General features: G+C 44.3%; 23 protein-coding genes and 1 pseudogene. 22 read left to right on the top strand and 2 right to left on the bottom strand.

Translation table 11 applies throughout. The features are described 5' to 3' along the window. Nucleotides 1-239: 239 nt before the first annotated feature. Genes chvE through mmsB form a run of 3 tightly spaced genes read left to right on the top strand, consistent with a single transcriptional unit; the run spans nt 240 to nt 4,045 of the window. The gene (gene chvE / locus P364_RS0127025) at nt 240-1,325 is read left to right on the top strand and encodes a multiple monosaccharide ABC transporter substrate-binding protein (RefSeq protein WP_024633154.1); all 1,086 of its coding nucleotides are present in this window, start codon (nt 240-242) and stop codon (nt 1,323-1,325) included. Between the two features lie 22 nt (nt 1,326-1,347). Next, nucleotides 1,348-2,898, top strand: coding sequence for a multiple monosaccharide ABC transporter ATP-binding protein (gene mmsA / locus P364_RS0127030; protein WP_024633155.1), 1,551 nt, complete (start codon nt 1,348-1,350; stop codon nt 2,896-2,898). Further along, nucleotides 2,882-4,045, top strand: coding sequence for a multiple monosaccharide ABC transporter permease (mmsB, locus tag P364_RS0127035; RefSeq protein WP_024633156.1), 1,164 nt, complete (start codon nt 2,882-2,884; stop codon nt 4,043-4,045). Before mmsA ends, mmsB begins: the two co-directional genes overlap by 17 nt. Nucleotides 4,046-4,204: 159 nt before the next feature. Here mmsB and mgtE read toward each other — a convergent pair whose 3' ends face one another. Next, on the bottom strand, nt 4,205-5,575 hold the full coding sequence (gene mgtE, locus P364_RS0127040; protein ID WP_024633157.1) for a magnesium transporter: 1,371 nt from the start codon (nt 5,573-5,575) through the stop codon (nt 4,205-4,207). 176 nt (nt 5,576-5,751) lie between these two features. Here mgtE and P364_RS0127045 point away from each other — a divergent pair, with 176 nt between their 5' ends. The 8 genes and pseudogenes from P364_RS0127045 (at nt 5,752) to P364_RS0127080 (ending at nt 11,840) form a co-directional block, all read left to right on the top strand. Then, on the top strand, nt 5,752-6,456 hold the full coding sequence (locus P364_RS0127045) for a DNA alkylation repair protein (protein ID WP_024633158.1): 705 nt from the start codon (nt 5,752-5,754) through the stop codon (nt 6,454-6,456). Nucleotides 6,457-6,517: 61 nt separating this feature from the next. Beyond that, complete coding sequence (locus P364_RS0127050; protein WP_024633159.1) at nt 6,518-7,072, top strand: methylated-DNA--[protein]-cysteine S-methyltransferase; 555 nt, start codon at nt 6,518-6,520, stop codon at nt 7,070-7,072. Between the two features lie 559 nt (nt 7,073-7,631). Then, complete coding sequence (locus P364_RS0127055) at nt 7,632-8,333, top strand: DUF1361 domain-containing protein (RefSeq protein WP_024633160.1); 702 nt, start codon at nt 7,632-7,634, stop codon at nt 8,331-8,333. Nucleotides 8,334-8,432: 99 nt separating this feature from the next. Beyond that, nucleotides 8,433-9,656 carry an amidohydrolase gene (locus tag P364_RS0127060; protein WP_024633161.1) on the top strand — a complete coding sequence of 408 codons (1,224 nt, stop codon included), beginning with the start codon at nt 8,433-8,435 and terminating at the stop codon, nt 9,654-9,656. Between the two features lie 206 nt (nt 9,657-9,862). Beyond that, the gene (locus tag P364_RS0127065) at nt 9,863-10,294 is read left to right on the top strand and encodes a GNAT family N-acetyltransferase (RefSeq protein ID WP_052016795.1); all 432 of its coding nucleotides are present in this window, start codon (nt 9,863-9,865) and stop codon (nt 10,292-10,294) included. Nucleotides 10,295-10,368: 74 nt separating this feature from the next. Then, a pseudogene (locus P364_RS35660) lies at nt 10,369-10,759 on the top strand (DUF6157 family protein). A gap of 65 nt (nt 10,760-10,824) precedes the next feature. Next, nucleotides 10,825-11,316: a GNAT family N-acetyltransferase gene (locus P364_RS0127075; protein WP_024633163.1), complete on the top strand. Its 492-nt coding sequence runs from the start codon at nt 10,825-10,827 to the stop codon at nt 11,314-11,316. A gap of 62 nt (nt 11,317-11,378) precedes the next feature. Next, entirely contained in the window at nt 11,379-11,840 is a 462-nt protein-coding gene (locus P364_RS0127080) for a DUF6896 domain-containing protein (protein ID WP_024633164.1), read from the top strand. Nucleotides 11,841-11,926: 86 nt separating this feature from the next. On the opposite strand, the gene P364_RS0127085 is transcribed toward P364_RS0127080, so the two are convergent. Further along, on the bottom strand, nt 11,927-12,829 hold the full coding sequence (locus P364_RS0127085; RefSeq protein WP_024633165.1) for an ArsR/SmtB family transcription factor: 903 nt from the start codon (nt 12,827-12,829) through the stop codon (nt 11,927-11,929). A gap of 177 nt (nt 12,830-13,006) precedes the next feature. On the opposite strand from P364_RS0127085, the gene P364_RS0127090 reads away from it, so the two are divergent. The 11 genes from P364_RS0127090 (at nt 13,007) to P364_RS0127145 (ending at nt 21,212) form a co-directional block, all read left to right on the top strand. Beyond that, complete coding sequence (locus tag P364_RS0127090) at nt 13,007-14,500, top strand: glycoside hydrolase family 43 protein (RefSeq protein ID WP_024633166.1); 1,494 nt, start codon at nt 13,007-13,009, stop codon at nt 14,498-14,500. A gap of 182 nt (nt 14,501-14,682) precedes the next feature. Beyond that, on the top strand, nt 14,683-15,573 hold the full coding sequence (locus P364_RS0127095; RefSeq protein WP_024633167.1) for a GNAT family N-acetyltransferase: 891 nt from the start codon (nt 14,683-14,685) through the stop codon (nt 15,571-15,573). 21 nt (nt 15,574-15,594) lie between these two features. Beyond that, nucleotides 15,595-16,140, top strand: a complete 546-nt coding sequence (locus tag P364_RS0127100; protein ID WP_024633168.1) for a GrpB family protein — start codon at nt 15,595-15,597, stop codon at nt 16,138-16,140. A 41-nt stretch (nt 16,141-16,181) separates the two neighbouring features. Beyond that, nucleotides 16,182-16,604 (top strand): hypothetical protein, encoded by a 423-nt coding sequence (locus P364_RS0127105; RefSeq protein ID WP_024633169.1) that lies wholly within the window; start codon nt 16,182-16,184, stop codon nt 16,602-16,604. 46 nt (nt 16,605-16,650) lie between these two features. Beyond that, nucleotides 16,651-17,178: a cysteine hydrolase family protein gene (locus P364_RS0127110; protein WP_024633170.1), complete on the top strand. Its 528-nt coding sequence runs from the start codon at nt 16,651-16,653 to the stop codon at nt 17,176-17,178. Nucleotides 17,179-17,184: 6 nt separating this feature from the next. Further along, on the top strand, nt 17,185-17,469 hold the full coding sequence (locus tag P364_RS0127115) for a hypothetical protein (protein WP_024633171.1): 285 nt from the start codon (nt 17,185-17,187) through the stop codon (nt 17,467-17,469). Between the two features lie 81 nt (nt 17,470-17,550). Then, a complete protein-coding gene (locus tag P364_RS0127120) occupies nt 17,551-18,099 on the top strand; it encodes a GNAT family N-acetyltransferase (protein ID WP_024633172.1) in 549 nt (182 codons plus the stop codon). Between the two features lie 17 nt (nt 18,100-18,116). Continuing rightward, the gene (locus P364_RS0127125; protein ID WP_024633173.1) at nt 18,117-18,599 is read left to right on the top strand and encodes a DinB family protein; all 483 of its coding nucleotides are present in this window, start codon (nt 18,117-18,119) and stop codon (nt 18,597-18,599) included. A gap of 123 nt (nt 18,600-18,722) precedes the next feature. Beyond that, a complete protein-coding gene (locus tag P364_RS0127130) occupies nt 18,723-19,589 on the top strand; it encodes an aminoglycoside phosphotransferase family protein (RefSeq protein WP_024633174.1) in 867 nt (288 codons plus the stop codon). A 56-nt stretch (nt 19,590-19,645) separates the two neighbouring features. Then, nucleotides 19,646-19,993, top strand: coding sequence for a hypothetical protein (locus tag P364_RS0127135; RefSeq protein ID WP_029881333.1), 348 nt, complete (start codon nt 19,646-19,648; stop codon nt 19,991-19,993). 670 nt (nt 19,994-20,663) lie between these two features. Then, the gene (locus P364_RS0127145) at nt 20,664-21,212 is read left to right on the top strand and encodes a hypothetical protein (protein ID WP_024633176.1); all 549 of its coding nucleotides are present in this window, start codon (nt 20,664-20,666) and stop codon (nt 21,210-21,212) included. Nucleotides 21,213-21,256 lie beyond the last annotated feature (44 nt).

Consider the following 21,256-nt stretch of genomic DNA (forward strand, 5'->3'; position numbering starts at 1 on the left):
GCTATCCTTTTTTTGTTTACAGATGTCTTACAACAAACCAGGTTACCTGGAAGCTTTAATTGAGCGTAATCAAAAGTTGAAATTTTATAAAAAAAGTTCAAATGCAGCAAAGACCATACTGTTCCCGAATGCTACGATGGGTTCAGACAGGATTTACAGCTTGGATGTACCCGACATATTGTAAGCGTTATCTTATAATTCGTTCAAGTCTGTATGATTTGAGGAAAGGGGAACTTCATATGAAAAAAGGAGCACTGTTCATCTGGCTTCTGGTGATGACTATGGTCCTCTCTGCCTGCAATCTGGCCGAGAGTGAGACAGGCAGCAAGGCCAAAGGGTATGTCGGCATTTCAATGCCAACCAAATCCTCCGAACGTTGGGTAGGGGACGGGGAAAACATGGTCCGCCTGTTCCAGGAACAGGGGTACAAGACCGATTTGCAGTACGCTGAGGACGTCGTCGAAAATCAAATCTCTCAGATTGAAAACATGATTACCAAGGGTGTGGATGTCATGGTGGTTGCTTCCGTGGACGGCAATACACTGACGGACGTGATCAAGAAGGCGCATGATCAGGGCATACAGATCATTTCGTACGATCGCCTGATTCGCAACACCCCTTACTTAACGTATTACGCCACATTCGACAATTTCAAGGTGGGTGTGCTTCAAGCCTCTTACATTGAGCAGAAACTTGGGCTTAAAGAAGGCAAGGGACCTTACAACATTGAGCTGTTTGGCGGATCTCCCGATGACAATAACGCATATTTCTTCTTTGACGGCGCTATGTCTGTCCTGAAGCCATACATGGATTCAGGCAAGCTGGTCGTGCGAAGCAAGCAGATGACGATGGCCCAGATTGCGACGCTGCGTTGGGACGGCGCTTTGGCCCAATCACGAATGGATAATCTGCTCAGTGCCTATTACTCGGGAGACAATCTGGATGCGGTGTTATCCCCGTATGATGGGATCAGTATCGGGATCATCTCATCGTTAAAAGGCGTGGGATATGGTAAAGCGAACAAGCCGCTGCCGGTGATCACGGGTCAGGATGCTGAGCTGGCATCAATCAAATCGATTGTGGCGGGGGAACAGACCCAGACTGTATTCAAGGATACCCGCAAGCTGGCGGAACAGACGGTAGAGATGGCCAACAGCATTTTGCAAGGGAAACCGGCGGAAGTGAATGATGATAAATCATATAACAACGGAATTAAGATCATTCCGGCTTATCTGCTTGATCCCATTTCAGTGGACCGAACCAATGTGGAGAAGGATATTGTGGGCAGTCAATATTACACCAAAGAAGAAATTGGACTGAAATAACCGAGTGAAAGGAGCGGGTCCCATGGCCGGAATTATTCTGGAGATGAAAGGAATCACCAAAACCTTCCCTGGCGTCAAAGCGCTGGAAAACGTCAATCTCAAGGTCAGAGAAGGCGAAATTCATTCGCTATGCGGTGAAAACGGTGCAGGCAAATCGACGCTGATGAAGGTGCTTAGCGGAGTATATCCGCATGGAACATACGACGGAGACATTTTGTTTGAGGGAAAGACATGTGAATTCAGGGACATCAAGCAGAGCGAGGAACTGGGAATTGTCATTATCCATCAGGAGCTGGCCCTTATTCCCTACCTCTCCATTGCAGAAAACATTTATCTGGGCAACGAACGTGCCAGCAAGGGCATCATTGACTGGAAGGAAACGTATGTGGGTACCCGGGAATTGCTGGGCAAGGTAGGGCTGACCGAAAATCCGAATACGCTTGTATCCAATATCGGTGTGGGCAAGCAGCAGCTGGTCGAAATAGCGAAAGCGCTCTCCAAAAAGGTGCGGCTGCTCATTCTGGATGAGCCCACCGCTTCCTTGAACGAGGATGACAGCGAGAATCTGCTTCAATTAATGCTGGAATTCAAGAAGCAGGGCATTGCCTGTATCCTGATTTCTCACAAGCTGAATGAGGTGTCGAAGGTGTCGGATTCAGTAACCATTTTGCGGGACGGCAAAACGATTGAGACGCTGGATATGAGGAAGGACAACGTAACTGAAGACCGGATTATTAGTGGAATGGTAGGCCGTGATCTCACCAGCCGTTATCCGGAGCGCCATGCGAACATCGGTGAAGTCATCCTGGAGGTGAAGGACTGGACGGTCTATCACGAGCATCATGCTGATCGCAAGGTGCTGAATCAGGTCAACATGAACATCAGACGAGGAGAGATCGTAGGCATTGCCGGTCTGATGGGGGCCGGACGCACAGAGCTGGCTATGAGTATTTTTGGCAAATCCTATGGACGCAACATCACGGGACAGCTCATTAAAGATGGCAAACCCATTCAGAACAACAGCGTAACAGAAGCCATTCAGAATGGCTTTGCCTACGTGACAGAGGATCGCAAGGAGTATGGCCTCATTTTAATGGATGATATCAAGCGCAATATTTCGCTGACGGGTCTTAACAAGCTGACTCGGGGCGTCGTTGTAAACGAGCGTGAAGAAGTAGTTGTTGCCGAAGAGATGAAAAAAAGCATGAATATCAAAGCGCCGAGCATTTTGCAGAAAACCGGCAATCTGAGCGGCGGTAACCAGCAGAAGGTAGTGCTCAGCAAATGGATATTTGCCGGGCCGGATATTCTTATTCTGGATGAACCAACGCGCGGCATCGATGTCGGCGCCAAATTCGAAATCTATACGATTATTCATCGGCTTGCCGCAGAGGGCAAGGGTGTCCTGGTGATTTCGTCCGAACTGCCGGAGGTACTGGGCCTGTGTGACCGAATCTACGTGATGAATGCCGGGCGAATTACGGGGGAGGTCAACCGGGAAGAAGCGTCGCAGGAAACGTTGATGAGATATATGACCAAGTCAGGAGGCGGGAAGCATGGAAATGTTAACTAGACTGTTCAAAAACAATATACGCCAGTATGGCATGATTATCGCGTTGGTTGTAATTATGCTGTTGTTCGAGGTGTTGACGGGCGGGTTGCTGCTCAAGCCGATCAACATTACCAATCTGATTTTGCAAAACAGCTACATTCTTGTACTGGCCATTGGGATGGTGCTGGTCATTATTACCGGACATATCGATCTGTCGGTAGGTTCGATTGCCGCCTTTGTCGGGGCGGTTGCCGCGATCATGATGGTTGATTGGCAGCTTCCAGCCTGGCTGGCGGTCATTGCCTCACTCGTGGTTGGGGCATTAATTGGGGCGTGGCAGGGTTTCTGGATCGCATACGTGCGAATTCCGGCATTTATTGTAACCCTGGCGGGCATGCTGCTCTTCCGCGGTTTGACAATGATTGTGCTGGAAGGCCAGTCCATCTCACCATTTCCGGGCGGATTCCAGAAAATTAGCTCAGGCTTCCTGCCGGATATCCAATTTTCAGGCCTCAGTCTTGTTTCCATCATCGTCGGTCTTGTGCTCACGGTCTGGTATATTGTGAATGAATTGCGCGAACGACGTTCCCAGCGAAAATACGGTTTTGAGGTGGTGTCTCAGGGGCTGTTCCTGCTCAAGCTGGTGGTGGTGGCTGCGGTTACGAATCTGTTTACGTTTATGCTGGCGAGCTACGCAGGCATTCCGAATATTCTGATTCTGCTGTTTGTATTGATCATCGTCTATTCCTTTGTCATGAATCGTACTGTTATGGGTCGTCATGTTTACGCGCTCGGAGGCAATGAGAAGGCTGCAGGCTTATCCGGGGTCAAAACGAAAAAAGTGACCTTCTGGGTATTTGTCAACATGGGCGTGATGGCCGCCATTTCCGGACTGATCTTTGCGGCCCGGTTGAATGCAGCGACACCAAGAGCCGGTACCAACTTCGAGCTGGATGCCATTGCAGCCTGCTTTATTGGCGGAGCTTCCGCTTCTGGCGGCATCGGAACGGTATTTGGCGCCATTATCGGCGGGCTGGTCATGGGGGTTCTGAATAACGGAATGTCCCTCATTGGTCTGGGTATTGACTGGCAGCAAGGGATCAAGGGATTGGTACTTCTGCTGGCGGTAGCGTTTGACATTTATAACAAAAACAAAAGATCGGCATAATCCGGTGTTGTAATGTGGGTGGAGGCAGAGTTCTCCGTAATACATTCCTTTGGATGCATCGGAAGGCTAGATGAAAAGGATACTTCGAAACAACAAATGAAAAAGCAGAAACAGACCATCATCCGCCGGATTAGGTCTGTTTTCTGTTTTTTTCGATATTCACATCAAGGCATCCAGAAAGCGGGTTGCGATGCCGAAATAGATAAACAACGACAAAATATCATTCAGCGTTGTAATTAATGGGCCGGAGGCGACCGCAGGGTCTACTTTGAAACGACTGAGCAGAAGGGGAATGCAAGTGCCGGTCAGTGTTCCGATGACGAGAGTGAAGAAGAGCGATACGCCGATAATCGCTCCAAGCAGCCAGTCGCCTTGCCAGAAATAGGCGATGACCGTAATCATCAAGCCGCATACAAGTCCAATCAGTAGGCCTACCTTAATCTCCCGGCCAATCAGCGCGAGCACTGTGGCCTTGTCCAGCTTGCGTCCAATCAGTCCACGCACAACGACAGCGAGGGATTGTGTCCCCGTATTCCCCGTCATGCCGGCTATCATGGGCATGAAGAACGCGAGGGCCACAACCTGATTCAGTGTGTCCTCGAAAAAATCCACAATGCTTCCCGAGATCAGTCCGATGAATAACAGTAAAATCAGCCAAGGAAGGCGACGTCTGACAGCAACCAGCGGTTTGGTATCAAAATCGATGTCTTTGCTGCCGCCACCCATTTTGGCGATGTCTTCACTGGCCTCGTCCATAATAATATCAATGACATCATCCATTTGGATCACGCCGCATAATCTGCGATTCTCATCCACGACAGGCAGAGCCATGAACTCATAACGCTGCAACAGCTGTGCAGCTTCTTCCTGGTCCATATCGACGGTTGCATGGATGACACGCCGCGTCATCAGCTCTTCCACTTTGGTCTTATCATCTGCCTGAGCAAGGGATTGATAACTCACGACTCCGACCAGTTTGCCTTCATCATCCGTGACATACAGGTAACTGGTTGCTGGAATGAGCAGCGATGCCTGCGATTCTCTTAGCGCTTCTTTTGCTGTTTCATGTGATAACAGGGTGCGGTAACGATCGGTCATGATTCGCCCTGCCGTCTCCGGTGGATAGTTCAACACGGCGCGGATAATCGAAGAGTGATCCAGGTTCATCGTAGACAACAGTTCTTCCCTGCGTTTGAGAGGCAGATCATGCATGAAGCGAATCAGATCACTTTTGTCCATCTGCTGCATGACTTCAAGGGTGCGTTCCGGGCCTAATTGTTCGAATAGATGTACCTGTTCTTGAAGCGTGAGGGCTTCTGCCATATCGGCGAGAACGTCAGGCTTGAATAAGAGCAGGAAGCGTTTCGTCTCTTGTTCAGGGAACTTTTTATATATGAGAGAAAGGTCGTATGGATGCAGCTCTTTGGCCCATTTATAAAATTCGGTCAGGTTTTGAGTTTGCACAAATTGCACAAGGAGCTCCGTAATCTCTTCAACCGAAAAATCTTTTTTGGGATGGGATCGGTTCATATGTAGTCTCCTTTCTAGATGGGTTCAACTCCGTATTCTTAAACGAAATGGGATGGCAGTTAAACAGCGACCACATGAAATGGATATTGTAATCTTGCTAAAACATTCGATATGGGCTTACAAATGAATGCTGCCGGGATATACTTGATGTAGAAAACCCGATGAGGAGGAGACATGTGGAAACGGTTGTAAGAACACAATTGTTATCTCTGGTCGAACCGGAATATCAGAAATTCTCGGCTGCGCTCATTCCGAATATCACGAATCTGTTAGGTGTGAGACTGCCTGAAATACGCAAGATGGCGAAACAAATTGTCAAAGAGGACTGGCGAGCCTATCTAAAAACCGCTGATGATGATTATTTTGAAGAAGTCATGCTGCAAGCGATGGTCATCGGTCATGCTCAAGCAGATATTGAAGAATTGCTGCATCATATCGCCTGGTTTGTCCCCAAAATAGATAACTGGTCCGTATGCGACAGCTTCTGCGGTGGATTGAAATATACGAAGGCACATCTGGATCAGGTGTGGCAATTCTTGCAGCCCTATTTGGTATCCAATCAGGAGTATGACATTCGCTTCGGTGTTGTGATGCTGTTGAACTTTTATATGGAAGAAAAATATATCAGCGAAGTTCTTATCTCATTAGATCGCATTCGTCATGATGGTTATTATGTGAAAATGGCAGTGGCCTGGGCCATCTCCATCGCTTATGTGAAACAGCCTGAAGCCACGCTGCGTTATTTGCAGGACAATTCTTTGGACGACTTTACGTATAATAAGGCTCTTCAGAAAATAACGGAGTCCTATCGTGTTGATTCGGAGACCAAACAGATCATCCGCAGTATGAAACGAAAATCGAAGAAACCGGTTCGTGTGTAGTATGTGTGCATAACGTGAAAAGAAATCAGATAAAACCTACGAGGGAAAGGACGATAGACGTATGAGAAAGAGCATCATGTGGACAAAAATGGAGCTGGACGGTCGTCCGTGGGTATTGCTTGGAACCGAAAAAGGGTTATGCAGGGTCATTATGCCCAATGAAACCCTGGAGGATTGGGGCAGCTGGATTGGTCGAATTGCACCTGGAGTGGAGCTCGAAGAGAATGAAGCAGCGTTGAAGCAGACAGGTATGATGGATTGGCTACAATCCTATTTTGCCGGAGACAAAGTGGCTTTCACAGATGAAATCCCGCTTGATCTGATCGGAACAACATTCCAACAGCAGGTATGGACAGAACTGGGTCGTGTTCCTTATGGTGAGACAAGAACCTATGGCGACATTGCTGCTGCGGTGGGAAGACCTTCTGCGGTGCGAGCTGTTGGGGCCGCCAATGGAGCCAACCCCATTCCGGTACTGCTGCCGTGTCACCGCATCATCGGTGCCAACCGCAAGCTGACCGGTTTTCGCGGAGGACTGGAAATGAAGCGAAGACTGCTGGACATTGAACAGATTGAAGGCGTGACCGATGGCGGGCATGCGCGTTTTAATTTTTGATTAATTATATGAAAACGAAGCGGTAGACTCCTACGGCCAAGGCTTCGCTCAGTTCTAACTATGTACAGGCACTCTCTAGTGCCTGTTTTTGCATTCTCTATTGATAGAAGAATGGAGGATAAACGAAAATATCGCGGAAATTGGTCTTTTCCTTCTGGAAGATGGCGCTAACGAATCTCCTACACCTTATTGTGAGGAATAGCGTGACATGTAAAATCTAACGAACCTCAGCCGTCTTATTCCAGTAAAAACCTGCAGAATGATGCGCAAAGGCTCACAGAGCAAGGGAATATGGTGTCTACGCTTCGTTACGATGACTGACACGTTGAACTTCGTCAAATAGAGTGTGGTCGATTCGTTAAAATAATAACGATTGTCTGAGAGCTGTTCCGGTCACTTGCCCAAACGATCATAAGATGTTCGCATATACCACATTTTGGGTTATGATGGACGTGGATTACTAGGAAGGCGTATTCACGGTTCATATTATGAAATCGATGATCAGGTGATTGGGACTGCTCAGGCATACTAACAAGGAAAGGGAAATCGAAGCGAAGAAATGAACAATAATAAAAATACAATTTATTTAAAAATGAGTAGTGTTTTAATCGTTGCTACCATAGGTTGTCTACTTGGTGCTGTCTACTTTCGTACCAAAACAAACACGAACATGTATCAATTTTTAACGTGGGACATTTTCTTAGCATGGGTTCCATTTATCATCTCATCTACGATTCGTTATGTATGCCATAAAAAACTTACAAGAATGAGTATCGCATTGGTTGGAGTGATGTGTGCAGGCTGGCTATTCTTTCTACCGAATTCAGCATATCTTTTCACAGAAATTTTGCATGCATTCAGATACTTTGATCCTCAAGGGGAAACTAAGTTTTGGGTTAATATTGATTTTTGGTATAGTCTCACCCTGACGTTTGTCGTAGCTATACTGGGTTTAGTGCTGTCCATTTGTTCGATACATCAAATCCATGGATTGTTAAATAAACGACTAAGCCAATTAAGCAGCATGGCCGTTGTAGGTGTTATTTTACTCCTGAGCAGTCTAGGGGTATACATTGGGCGATTTAATCGGTGGAATAGCTGGGATGTCCTGAAGCGGCCTGGCCTCATTTTGAAGGATATCATGACTGATTTAAGTGCAGGCAACAGCATTCTAGTTGAATTTGTGGCTATTGTATTTGTGATTCAAATTTTTGGATATATTACACTTCGTATGCTAATGGGGAAGTCCAACAATATCTAAACGATAATCGTATGGATTACCAACGTTTTAACTATTTTTGCTGAATGAAGTCCTATGGTACCATTGACCACATAGACCGAGTGGAAAGAGGGAGTGACCATGCTGAAGCAGGAATATTGGTTAACTAACGTATCATTAGAGCAAAGTTATGTAATGGAAGACGGGCAGGTAACTGGCACCCGAACAAACCTTGGTCATCTGCGGATTGAAGATGGAGTCATTGCAGCTATTATGGATGGGGATTCGGAATTAACAAGCGAGTTGCCGCAGGTTGATGGTAAAGGACTTCTGCTACTGCCTTCGTTCGAGGAAGCCCATATTCATTTGGATAAAACGTATTACGATGCACCATGGAAAGCGGTTCGACGCATCTCCAGCATTTTCGAACGTATCGAAGAAGAGAAAGTATTGCTGCCCAAGCTGTTACCCGATGCGAAGCGTCAAGCAGAAAGTATTCTGACCTTGATTCAGGGGTATGGGTCCACCCATGTGCGCACTCATTGCAATATTGAGCCGGTCAGCGGGTTGAAACGGCTGGAAGCGACGAAGCAGGCATTGGAAACATTTTCTGGCAAAATCTCCTCTGAAATCGTCGCTTTCCCGCAGCATGGGCTGCTCCGCTCTAATTCGGTAGAACTGATGCGTCAAGCCATGGCAGAAGGGAGCACTCATGTAGGTGGACTTGATCCTCACGCCGTGGACGGGCATATTGAGAAATCGCTAAATGCAATGGTCGAACTGGCTGTTCAGTATAAGGCAGGCATCGATATTCATCTGCATGAAGCTGGAGAATCAGGTAAACAAACATTATTGCAATTGGCTGATTTGACTGAAGAAGCGGGGATTCAGGGCAAAGTTACCGTGAGTCATGCATTCTGGTTTGCTCATGCGGAGCAGCAGGAAGCGGAAGACATGGCCAAGCGAATGGCCTCCCTTGGTATGAGCGTGGCTTCGACCGTGCCTATCGGTAAAATGATGATGCCACTTCCGATGCTCCATCAACATGGGGTGAACGTGAAGCTGGCGACAGACAGTTTGACGGATCATTGGTCTCCTTTTGGTAATGGAGATCAACTGGAAAAAGCGGGCCGTTTCGCCGAATTGTACGGGTATAACGATGAACGGTCCTTGTCTCAATCGCTTGCATTTGTCACAAGTGGTATCACCCCACTGGATTCAGAGGGGCAACAGGTATGGCCGAAGTTAGGGGATACGGCCAGTTTTGTACTGGTAGAAGCCAGCTGCTCGGCAGAGGCAGTTGCCAGAAGGTCTGCGCGTCAAGCGGTATGGTTTGAAGGAAAACTGGTAAGTGGGTCGGTGTAGGATAGAGCATAATGGAATGATGGACCACGGGAAACCGTGGTTTTTTGTTCTGGGTCTGTAAGGAAAGAGCACTAATCAGCAGGTGAGAAAAGGAGGAAGGAACTGTTCGCATATACCACTTTTTGGGTTATGATGGACGTAGTCAGCATTTGAGCGTGAGTTGATTTGAGGTCATATTAAGTTACGATTTAAGTTGAGGGTGGAACATGATGATTAGAGAGGCCGAAGCCAGGGATGTCGAAGTTATTGAAAAGTTGTACAAAGAATTATTGCCGAACAACCTGAATACGAAGGTACTGGCGGAGCGGATTGAAGAAGTAAGGAATAATCCCAGCAGCTTCTTATTTGTTTACGAAGTTGGTAATCAGGTGATCGGGACTGCGCATTTACATATTTGTCTGGATGCATTGGTGGAGAATAGACCGTTTGGCGTAGTTGAGCGGGTTATCATTACGGAGCATGTGCAGAGCCAGGGATATGGATCTGAACTTATGAAGTATATAGAGAATGTTTGCATACAGAAAAATTGTATAAAGGTGTTTCTCACCAGCGGTTCATCCAGATACGAGGCACATGGCTTTTATACGAAGTTAGGGTACGATGGGGAATCCAGCAAGGCTTTTAAGAAATATTTATAAAACGAGTCCAAATTTGATTGTATATTCGTATCCATATTTTAATAAAAAGATGGGAGGATATATTGATGAAAGACATGAACTATTATGAAACTTTTATTGCAGTAGCAGAAGATTGTCCTGTTAAAGTGGCAGAGATCCCCAAAGCCAAAAATGGCGGCAAAACCGTTCCAGTTCTACAGTATGAAATGATAACAAACAATCCTTATCAATATACGCAAGATGTTTGAAGTATTCGCACAGCGCAATGATATTCCCGATGAACAAAGATCATTAGAGAGAACCAAGTTTTTCTCCAAGGGACAACCCTGTCTTCGCACTTCTTCGTTGGGTAAGCGTTATGGTTGGGGCATTCATCATAATTCACAAGGAAAAGTGGCGATCTACGCTGTTGAATCGGAAGAATATAAAGACTTTTTAAATGATAGTAGTTTAAAACATGTAAAGGCGATGCGTTCGAGCCGTTAATAGCTCTATCCGTTGGAGAATCAATGTTCAGACGTGAGAAATTAAAGAGTTATGGGAGGGATTAAATGATAGTAGATCTTATTCCAGTAACGTCGGTAGAGAAAAATATGTTATCGAATCTGTATCAACTGTACCATTATGATTTCAGCGAATTTACAAGCGAGGATATCAATCAAGAAGGCAAATACGATGTGAATATTGACTTCATTTGGGAAGGTGATAACAGGTGGAGGCCATATTTTATTATGATTTCTGGTACTATAGCAGGCTTTGTTATTGTACTTCTTGAAAATTTAGATACCGATCCAGATCCTACACATGTAATCTATGATTTTATGATCCTGAAGAAGTTTAGAAGAAGTGGAGTTGGATATGCTGCTGCGATGCAGACATTTGAGTTATATAAAGCAGATTGGGCACTTGCTCAGATGGAGAGTAACACTCCTGCATTAGCGTTCTGGCGAAAGGTGTTAAAAGATTTTACAAATAATCATTATACGGAAACATTCAGAGATGATACCAGAAAGTATATTCAGACATTTAGTACAAAGGAATAAATATAAACATAGGGCTATATTGAAGGGATTTCAAGACAACCGTTACAGGCTGGAGGTAAGAAATGCACGCGTTAACCAAAGAAACAACAGATACATTATTGGAAGCGATGGACACGTACAAAAGAATTGCACAAGAACTGATCGATAAATTGATCTCGGAAACCAGCCAGGCTGAAAAGGAAAAGATTATCGATGGAGCGTACTACTTGCTTTCTAACGAAGAAGTTGTAAACGGTGAAGAATATTTGAGTGGAAAATGGCATTTCGATGTTCATGGAGAGCATTGCATGTTCGAGAATGCAGTAACAGGGCAAACGTTGGAGGTTTCTCTCGGCAGTAAGGATGATGTGGGAAACATGGACCCTTATTTTTTTTATATCTTTTTGAAATCCACTACAAACTATAAACACCTGATTACGTATTTTGAAAATCCCTTTGGGGATATGTTGGATTTTTTTGAAAAGTTGGCAGTACAGAACGTGCTAATTCATGTTCATGGGGTTGAGTATAGAAAGCGTCTTTAACTGCGTTAAGCTGTATCCCGTTCATTCAAATGGGGTATATATTTTGAAGAGAAGAACGGGATTATTCTTTACTACATAAAGAAAGATTAGCGTTGTACGCGTATGACAATATCCTGGTCATGATTGCCGAACCCGGAACCATAGAGTGTTAATCCCCCAACGTTAGCCCCCTCCTCGTCAACCGTGAAACGAAGCGTCCAGAATGGTTCCTCCTGTTTGATATCCTCTATCGTCACGTCCGACATTCGTTCTCCATCCATATACGTACCCGAGTCATCAACACGAATCGTCTTTAATAATCCATATTGATTCACATTGCGGTGCCACCATGTTGGTGTATATTTGCCTCGAGCAGCTCGTCCGAAGTCAGCGGGGCTTGTCCAGGTTCCAAGCGAAATCCCGTTAAACGTAAATAAGATGTCCGATGGCCAATGATCTCGTAAACCCGGAGCTTCAGAAGCCATTTCCACTGAAATTTCAATGGCGCTAGCAGTCTGATCGGGAAGCATATAGTTAGGCGTTTTGTATTCGACATACCCCCTTCCAAACCAGAGGATGGCAGCGTGCACCCGCTCAGGATCAAGAAAGTAGCGTGGGTCATCCCAAACACCGATTTCTTTCTCATGCGTCCCAAGACCGCAGGTGGGATGGACCTCAAATGCAGTATAGTGACCCACTGAAATTGTCTGTTCTCTAATTCTTGCTGTCCGATTGGCGGATGGTAGTACAATCTCGATATTATTTTGTTTGAGGAAACATAATTTGTGCGTGCCTCCATTCAGGCGTATCCTGCGGCTATCGATCAGTCCGGCTTGCTCAAGCTTGCGGATGTGCATTGTAACGATGGAGGGGCTAAGTTCTAACGCAGCGGCTATGTCCTTTACATTCATTTCGCTATCTGCAATCAAATCCATGATTCTCCATCTAACCTCGCTTGCCAGTGCTTCGTATAACGGTATGAATTTTGCTTCTCCGTTCGCTTTGATCATCTTTAACAATCTCCTAACCGGATCTATTGAAATCATATATATATTCATTTAATGAAATTAACTGGACTCTTCAACTCTAACGCATTGAAAGTATGTTTACGATAGTGTTTAATTTTTTTATCTGCTTATGATGCTGGATTCTTAAATATGTGAATTATAGAAAATGGGGTGGCTCAAATGAAATACAATAATCCGGTCATTAAAGGATTCTATCCAGATCCGAGCATCTGCAAGGTGGATGACACGTATTATCTGGTGTGCAGTTCCTTTCAGTATTTTCCGGGTGTCCCGCTTTTTGAAAGCAAAGATTTATTGAACTGGACGCAAATCGGTCATTGTTTAACCCGAAAAAGCCAGATTCATCTGGAGACCGTAAGCAGCTCCGGTGGAGTTTTCGCCCCTACAATTCGATACAATAACGGGCGATTCTATATGACCACAACCAATGACACCACGCGTCAGAATTTCTATATATGGACTGACGATATTTACGGGGAGTGGTCAGAACCAATTATTGTGGATCAAGGGGGAATCGATCCGGATTTATATTTTGAAGACGGGAAGGCCTTCTTTATGAGCAACGGGACCGACGATGAAGGGATCGGGGGGATCGTTCAGTGTGAGATTGACATTGAAACGGGTAACAAAAAGACCCCCAGTCGTTCAGTATGGCAAGGATCAGGCGGACGTTATCTGGAAAGCCCACATTTGTATAAAATCAATGGATACTATTACCTCATGGCATCTGAAGGCGGAACCGAATACGGTCATATGGTCACATATGCGCGTGGAAATTCTCCTTCCGGTCCTTTCGAGCCCTATGCCAAAAATCCTGTTTTGACCAACCGTAATCTGGGCGGTTACGAACTGCAGGGGGTTGGTCATGGCGACCTGATTCAGGATGAGAAAGGCAATTGGTGGATCTTCCATTTGGGATTCCGTCAGATTGGACAATGGCTTACCTATCATCATCTCGGTCGGGAAGTATTCCTGACGCCAGTTACCTTTGATGAGGAAGGCTGGTTTACGGCAGGGCATCAAGGTACTACGCTTATGAGCTTTGAAACCGATCGTATCTCTGACAAAGTCATTCAACAAGAGAAGAAAAGTTATACGTTTGAGAACACGGATTGGAATCTGGACTGGTGTTATCTTCGTCATCCCAATACAGAAAATTATTTGTTAGAGCAAGGCGAAATAAAGTTAAAAGGAACCGAAGTGACACTGGATGTTCCAGCATCCCCGACATTCATTGGCCTACGTCAAAAAGACTTTGACGCGACCATCTCTGTTGATGTTAGTCTTACGAATGGAGAGGCAGGCATCACCATCTACATGGATGAACAGCACCATTATGACTTGGCCATTCGCAAAGAAGATCAGGGTGGGTATAAGGTGATTGAGCGTCTGAATATTGGGGATATCAAATCAGTCGAAAATGAAGTGGAATTGGGAAGTGATCACCAGGCCACATTGGTTATACAGGCAAGCCATGAACGCTACAGCTTCCTGATTCATGCAAATGGCAAGGACATCCACTTAGGTACTGCACAGACGAAATACCTTTCCTCGGAAGTTGCCGGGGGATTTACAGGGGTGCTCATTGGTCTATACGCTAGTGGCGAAGGTTCTGTGGCTGAGTTTTCTAAATTTAAGTGCGATTATCTTTGAAAAGGTATGGGGAGGGACTTTTGTTCCTTCTCTCTTTTTGTGAATTCTCGTCATTTCTCAAACAAAAGTGTAGTAGCACTTGTTTAGTATTATGTAGCTGTATGCTATGAATAGAATACATAAAACACTGCATTTGGATAAACCACTGAGAATGTTTAAGTTGTAATGAGAGGGAGAAAGCAATGAATGATAATACTTCATATTCGTTAGTCGCAGCGAATCCAACTAGCTATGCCAAGTACTTTGCGACGTATAGAAAGAATGTCTGGTTTAGACCCAGCTGGGCATCACTTCAAGAAATGATGCTAGACGCAAGAGATTGTTATTGGATCTATCAAGACAATCAACGAGTGGGCGGGATTTCTTTGACAAGCAGTGAGCTCGGATCTTTCTTCATGATTCCTCCGTCTACATTGACTGTAGATATGGTTCATTTCTTAAAGAATTATGCCATTCAAAATTCAGGGAATCAGTCAAAGGTAGATGCTTACAATGTTCTGGCCGAACATATTGATGTGTTGAAGTCGGCTGGTTTCGAAGTGTTAAACACAAGGAAATGTATGATTAGAACTACAGAGAAGATTGAAAATGACCTCCATACTGATTTTAATTCTATTAAACCCAAATTGGAGCATTTGCCAAGCATGGTTCAAGTCATGAACGAATCATATCGTGGAGGAATGGATGAAGGAAGTCTGGATACATATCGGAATGACGTGAGTTATTATTTTGAACATAACCGTCAGGATGAGCTGTTGAATGCATCATCGGTCTTAATAGATAAAAAGACGAACCAGGTCGTTGGATTTTGTTTGATTTCGATGTGGGAGGATATGCCACTTGTTTATGATATAGTGGTTAAGCCGGCCTATAGTAATCAGGGTTTGGGAAGATATATGTTATACAAGGCGATTTCTCAACTGGAAGGCTTCTCTCCAACCATTCGTTTGTTCGTTACTATAGGAAATAAGGCTGACTATTTATATACAAAATTAGGTTTTCTTTCTGGAGAGGAAGCATCTCACTTGGTTTATAGAGATGTACAGAGAAACGATGATAGAAACTATATTTAATGAAATTGAAGGGAGGACTACATGGAAGATCAATGGAGAATTGCAACATATAATCCTGCTTGGAGGCAAATGTTTTTCGAAACCGGGGTGAGATTAAGAGAGGCGTTGGGAGAGACGGCTGTACGAATTGACCATGTCGGATCAACTTCCATCGTCGGAATGGATGCCAAACCGATCATAGATATACAAATTTCCGTATCCAATCACGAAGAATTGCCTAACTACAAACAAGAAATCGAAGCGGCCGGCTTCGTATATAGAGAAGAAAATCCGGATAAAACCAAGCGGTATTTTCGTGAAGTACCAGGAAGCAGGAGAACACATGTACACATAAGACAAGCAGGGAGTTTCTCTGAGCAGATGAACTTGCTTTTTAGAGATTATTTGAGAGTACATCCAGAGGATCGATTGAAATATGCAGAAGAGAAGCACCGGCTTATGGCATTATACAAGGACCAGCGTCCAAAATACGTGGAAGGCAAAGGACCGATGGTGTGGAACATATTAGAGAAGGCTCATATATGGTCCCAAGAAATCGGATGGCAACCGGCAAAATCTGATGCATAGGAACATTAAACGAATACAGGCAACCTAATGGGAGTGGTGAGATGAACATTGGAAGAAAGCTGCTGACGACTGTTCTAACCATCATTAGTTTTACTTTAATTGCAAGTATAATATCCATGAATGAATCCTACAGCTTTGATTTTTATATTATTGCTTATTTTGTATTTGCGACTCCCCTGATCTTATTTATCGGTCTACCTTTATCCCTATTGCTGGACTATCTGTTGAGCCGAATTCAATTCGCCAATTATGTCTTGTATCTAACTACGAGGATACTTGGCTATGGATGTGCTGGAGTACTAGGGATGTATATCTATTATTTGCTCATGGGTGCTGGTGAAGAAATTTTGAATTTCAAAGAGACATTAATCTTGACTTTATTTGGCGTCATGGCTGCTATACTGTTTGTACTGGTCGATCTGGGAATGGAAGGTTTGTTAAAGGTGCGAAAACGGAAGACCTAGTTATATCAAGTGCTGATTTAATATTATTTTTCAGGAGGAAAATTAGATGCCAACCCACTGTGCACTTCTTGTAATCGATGTTCAGGTAGCCATGTTCGATGAATCAGATCCCGTATATCAAGGGGACTTATTGCTTCAGAGAATACAACACGTCATTGCCAAGGCTCGGCAAAAAGGTCACTCCGTCATCTACATTCAACATAGCGAAGGAGCAGGGAGTCCCCTTGAACGTGGAACGGCAGGTTGGGCGATTCATCCGTCCATTGCGCCGATTACTGGTGACCTTGTCATTGAAAAGCAGACACCGGATTCATTTCACGAAACAGATCTGAATTTGAAATTACAAGAAAATGGAGTGACGGATCTTATTCTGACGGGCATGCAGACGGAAATATGCGTGGATACGACTTGTCGCAGAGCAAGTAGCCTTGGCTATGCAGTAACCTTAGTTCGTGATGCTCACAGCACATGGAATTCCAACATTCTTCAAGCTGAGCAGATAATAGAACACCACAATTCGGTTCTGAGCATGTTTGCGAATGTGGTTGATAGCGAAAATGTAATGAATGGATGAGATGAATTGACGTTTAATAAAAGAATATTTAATCTTTCGGCTTGGATTGCCGTGTTAGCTGTGATCTTTATTCCAGGAACGGCCTATACGGAGGGGACTTTACGAACAGAGTATGGTTTTCCTTTGCGATTTTTCACTGATTATCACTATAAGAAACCTGATGATACGATTTGGTTCCTTTCCACGGTATATGTGAATGCTCTTCTTTATCTGTTTAATGTCCTGTTTATATACGCTGGAATTCATGTTTTACTCTATGTAAAGAAGAGAATGACGAAGCAAAAAGAGTAGGGAGCTGCGATGATCGCGGCTCTTTTATTTTTACCATATCATGGGTTATGATAGAAGGCACGAATAGAGTGGAGTGATGATATGAAACAGATTCCAACAGGATGGAATTCAGAACGACTTTTCATTTCCGATTTGAAAGAATCTGAGATTTTCGATATCCAATCCATTGTTGATACGAGTAAATACGTGCAGGAATGGGACGGACGAGATCATGAGCCGGATTATGTGAGAACGTGCTTTGAAGAAGGCAATCTTCCTCCTGGGGGAAGACTGGAGAACTACCGAATTCAGACCATTCGTACGATTCAGGAAAACGAAAGTATAGGTGTGTTGAGCCTGTACCATGGCTACCCCATGGAGGATTCGGTTTACCTCGAATTTTTGTATATCCATAGTGGGACTCAGAAGCAAGGTTATGGACAAGAAATGATACATGCGTTAACTGGATTATTTTCCGAGCTTGGTTATAAGGAAATCAGAATCAACGTGGCACTCAAAAATTGGCCTGCATTACGATTTTGGACCAAATCGGGATTTGATCAGATTAGCGGGATTTACGGAGACCGTGAACATTCGGACAAGACTTTTGCCAATTTGGAACTGATCAAAACTCTTAAAACGCATGAGTAGTAAAGGAGAATGGTTAAATGGAATCTTTCTTTCGTTATAACTGGATCGTGCGTGAGCAATGGTTTCAGTGGTGTGAGGATGTACCGCTTGAAGAGCTGCTTCGGCCTCGAACAGGCGGGGTAGGCAATATATTGCAAACGTTTTTTCATATCATTGATGTAGAGTGGAGCTGGCTCCAAGTATTGCAGGGCAAACCGGATGGTATGGAGAACTTTGATAACTATAAAACACTTGAAGCTGTGAGACAGTTCGAGCGCAAGCTGCGACCCGATGTGGAGACATTTGTTCTATCCTGGGACCCTGGCATGGAAAAGAGACTCTACATCGATCCTGAATTGGATAGCACCGTCGTCAAGGAATCGTGGGGAGAAGTGATGCGTCACGTGATTGCTCATGAGATTCACCATATGGGGCAATTCTCGGTATGGTCTAGAGAACTGAACAAGAAGCCTGTATCTGCCAATTTCATTGGTAAAGGACTTATTGCTCCTTATAACTAGAGTGAGAAAAGAAAAACATCATGATTATTGCAGCAAAGCTATGCTTCAGTAGGACGAGGCGATGAGTATACTATTGCTTAATTATTGAGCGTTGTTCTAGTTCACAGAGAGGTGGCCGTGACTATGACTGTTAGTATGGTGGAAAGTATAAATTGGGTCCAGTTGAATGAAGAGATTCCCTTCCTGCTAGAAAAACCATACAAGATGCTACCCCTGTCACCAGGGCTTGAAGCGGACGTTGTGAAGATCGAATGTGCTGACCGCTCTTACGTGTTAAAGGTATGGAATAAGGACTCCAGACCCGATATTGGCAATCAATACAGACTTTTATCTGAACTTTATCAGAGTGGAATACACGTTTCCAAGCCCTACGGTTGGGGCACTGACAAAGATCAGAATCAAGTTTTACTAACCAGTTATGATGGAGAGCCTATAGCCAAGTTAAGCAAAAACAAGCTGGAGCATTTAGCTAAAATGTTAGTTCAAATCCATGGTTATGATATACATACTATCAATAACGCGGAGGCAAATTTCATACCTCAATATGACTTCATTGGCTATTTCTTTCCCTCCATTGAACTTCATGAGGATATCCATCAGATTTTAATGACCCTTCTTCAACGGATTAAGCTTAGACAGGATACATTGATCCACGGTGATTATAACCTGGGAAATATTCTGGAGGCAGGTGATCAATATGCGATTATCGATTGGACGAATGGTCAGCACGGTGATCCCAGATACGATATGGCGTGGTCCATTTTTTTGATGACGATCTATACGGGGGAAAGAAACGGTAAGATGTACAGTACTCTATTCAAGAGTCTGACGGAATACATACCAGACGATGCGGAGATTTTTGAAGCTATGGCTTGTTTGCGCTGGATTCTATTAAAGCGAGTGTCTAATGTTCCTATGGGCCCGGGTGTGCTGCAGCGGATTAAAAAGATTATTGGCAGTAATTCATTTTTAAATGATGAACTGCTGTAGTATTGTCCTAAACTGTCCTTCACTGCATACCTATGGTATAGAGGAGCGTGATAGGTATGGAACAGAAGGTGCAAACCTATTTTGAACTGAAACAGCAGCAAAAAGAAATTGAACAACGACTATCTGTGTTACGAGATGAGATTGTCGGGTATTGTGAGGAGCAGGGTGTCTATGAGACGCAAGTTGGCGGATACGCTGTGAAAACGGTGCTTCAGCACCGCAAGGAATATGATGATCAGAAGCTGTACGCATCCCTTCCCGATCCGGACATCTGGCGACTGCTGTCCAAGGTGGACAGTCATAAGCTGAAAAGCCTGATCAAACTGAACATACTCACTGAGGAGCAGATTAGTCCAGCTTGTACGGTGAAGCCGGTAACATTATTACAGGTGGACAAGTTGTAACCCTTCGCATGCCATTAGATATTAACTATTCTATAATCGATATTACAAAGCACCTTCCACGGCATATTGCTCTGTTGCCATCATCGACGGAATACGGAGGTGTTTTTGTTTTTGCGTGGAAGCGAAAGCTGGCTACAGCCGAAGGAGCCGTTCTGGAGTATCATTAAGGAGTAGCAGTCATACTTTCTTTGTCATTCGCACATATATGCCAACGCTCCCCGAGGAGCTGATTGAATCGGTCACGATGTGGCCGGTTTTTTTGTTGTATGCAAAATTGTGTGCCAATTTCAGCCGGGCGTTTTAAGGCATCTGTAAGCATAGGCCTGATTCAGTGCCGTAATGAAAGTAAGTGAATTGCTTTAAACCGTTATACAAGTGTTTTATATGTTATAATCTGTAATTAATTCATGTACCATCTTTGATAAGGAGGGGAGAAAATGAAGATCAAGTACTTGGCTATTGTTGCGATCAATTTGGCGGTAAAGATCTAACAGCCAGCGGATTGGTAGAAAATCTGGGTACGCCTTTTCGGGATATTAAGCAAGCATCGGGTCCGAAATATCTGGAGAATGAAGACTTTCCTATCCCTGTCCATATTCAATGGAATGAAGATCAGCAAGAGACTGTATATCTTCAAGAGTAGTAGAACGATGAGTTGAGGAGATGGACCATGAAGAACAAAATCATTTCGATCATACTTGCCATCTGGGTATTGATGATTGTGATCAGTGTGGTTCTGCTATTTCTGCCCAGAACGATTCATCTTGATGGAGAGGCTGTAAAATATCGGTTGGGAGAAGACAACAAGGAACCAGAGCAAACGGTTCATATCAACATGGATGGCAAGCGTTATCTAACGACCTCGGGTGATTACATATTCAGAGGAACCATTGATATTGAAGGTGAACCTTTACCCGTACCTGAAGATCAAAAGAGGCTCGAAATTCGTTTTCACGAGGGATACGGATTGATGGAATACATCATTTCTGAAAATGAGAAAACGGATATCTTCGTATTCGGAACACTATTCGTAGATCGTGCATTCAGCAAACTCACCATCGCCATTTCGGAGGAGGATTCAAGCGGAGAGCAGAACAGTAAAAGCTGGAGCTCCGAAGATGGTCTTATGCTATCCATGCCCGCAACGAATCGTTCCGAAGCCATTCAGCTCTCCAATGAACTGATGGAAAACTATCTCGGGGGCTATACATTAAAATGAAAAAATTAAATAAAACAGGCAAGTCTTTACCTTGGAGGTTGGAT

The sequence above is a fragment of the Paenibacillus sp. MAEPY2 genome (assembly GCF_000499205.1).
In the GTDB taxonomy this organism is placed as follows: domain Bacteria; phylum Bacillota; class Bacilli; order Paenibacillales; family Paenibacillaceae; genus Paenibacillus; species Paenibacillus vandeheii.

Excerpts from the sequence above, each read along its gene's own strand:
- P364_RS0127060 (WP_024633161.1), top strand. The coding sequence starts at position 8,433 with ATGCTGAAGCAGGAATATTGGTTAACTAACGTATCATTAGAGCAAAGT.
- P364_RS0127100 (WP_024633168.1), top strand. The coding sequence starts at position 15,595 with ATGGAAGATCAATGGAGAATTGCAACATATAATCCTGCTTGGAGGCAA.
- P364_RS0127125 (WP_024633173.1), top strand. The coding sequence starts at position 18,117 with ATGGAATCTTTCTTTCGTTATAACTGGATCGTGCGTGAGCAATGGTTT.
- P364_RS0127085 (WP_024633165.1), bottom strand. The coding sequence starts at position 12,829 with ATGATCAAAGCGAACGGAGAAGCAAAATTCATACCGTTATACGAAGCA.
- P364_RS0127110 (WP_024633170.1), top strand. The coding sequence starts at position 16,651 with ATGCCAACCCACTGTGCACTTCTTGTAATCGATGTTCAGGTAGCCATG.
- P364_RS0127120 (WP_024633172.1), top strand. The coding sequence starts at position 17,551 with ATGAAACAGATTCCAACAGGATGGAATTCAGAACGACTTTTCATTTCC.
- chvE (WP_024633154.1), top strand. The coding sequence starts at position 240 with ATGAAAAAAGGAGCACTGTTCATCTGGCTTCTGGTGATGACTATGGTC.
- P364_RS0127135 (WP_029881333.1), top strand. The coding sequence starts at position 19,646 with ATGGAACAGAAGGTGCAAACCTATTTTGAACTGAAACAGCAGCAAAAA.
- mmsB (WP_024633156.1), top strand. The coding sequence starts at position 2,882 with ATGGAAATGTTAACTAGACTGTTCAAAAACAATATACGCCAGTATGGC.
- P364_RS0127105 (WP_024633169.1), top strand. The coding sequence starts at position 16,182 with ATGAACATTGGAAGAAAGCTGCTGACGACTGTTCTAACCATCATTAGT.
- mgtE (WP_024633157.1), bottom strand. The coding sequence starts at position 5,575 with ATGAACCGATCCCATCCCAAAAAAGATTTTTCGGTTGAAGAGATTACG.
- P364_RS0127145 (WP_024633176.1), top strand. The coding sequence starts at position 20,664 with ATGAAGAACAAAATCATTTCGATCATACTTGCCATCTGGGTATTGATG.
- P364_RS0127050 (WP_024633159.1), top strand. The coding sequence starts at position 6,518 with ATGAGAAAGAGCATCATGTGGACAAAAATGGAGCTGGACGGTCGTCCG.
- P364_RS0127075 (WP_024633163.1), top strand. The coding sequence starts at position 10,825 with ATGATAGTAGATCTTATTCCAGTAACGTCGGTAGAGAAAAATATGTTA.
- P364_RS0127095 (WP_024633167.1), top strand. The coding sequence starts at position 14,683 with ATGAATGATAATACTTCATATTCGTTAGTCGCAGCGAATCCAACTAGC.
- P364_RS0127065 (WP_052016795.1), top strand. The coding sequence starts at position 9,863 with ATGATGATTAGAGAGGCCGAAGCCAGGGATGTCGAAGTTATTGAAAAG.
- mmsA (WP_024633155.1), top strand. The coding sequence starts at position 1,348 with ATGGCCGGAATTATTCTGGAGATGAAAGGAATCACCAAAACCTTCCCT.
- P364_RS0127130 (WP_024633174.1), top strand. The coding sequence starts at position 18,723 with ATGACTGTTAGTATGGTGGAAAGTATAAATTGGGTCCAGTTGAATGAA.
- P364_RS0127055 (WP_024633160.1), top strand. The coding sequence starts at position 7,632 with ATGAACAATAATAAAAATACAATTTATTTAAAAATGAGTAGTGTTTTA.
- P364_RS0127090 (WP_024633166.1), top strand. The coding sequence starts at position 13,007 with ATGAAATACAATAATCCGGTCATTAAAGGATTCTATCCAGATCCGAGC.
- P364_RS0127080 (WP_024633164.1), top strand. The coding sequence starts at position 11,379 with ATGCACGCGTTAACCAAAGAAACAACAGATACATTATTGGAAGCGATG.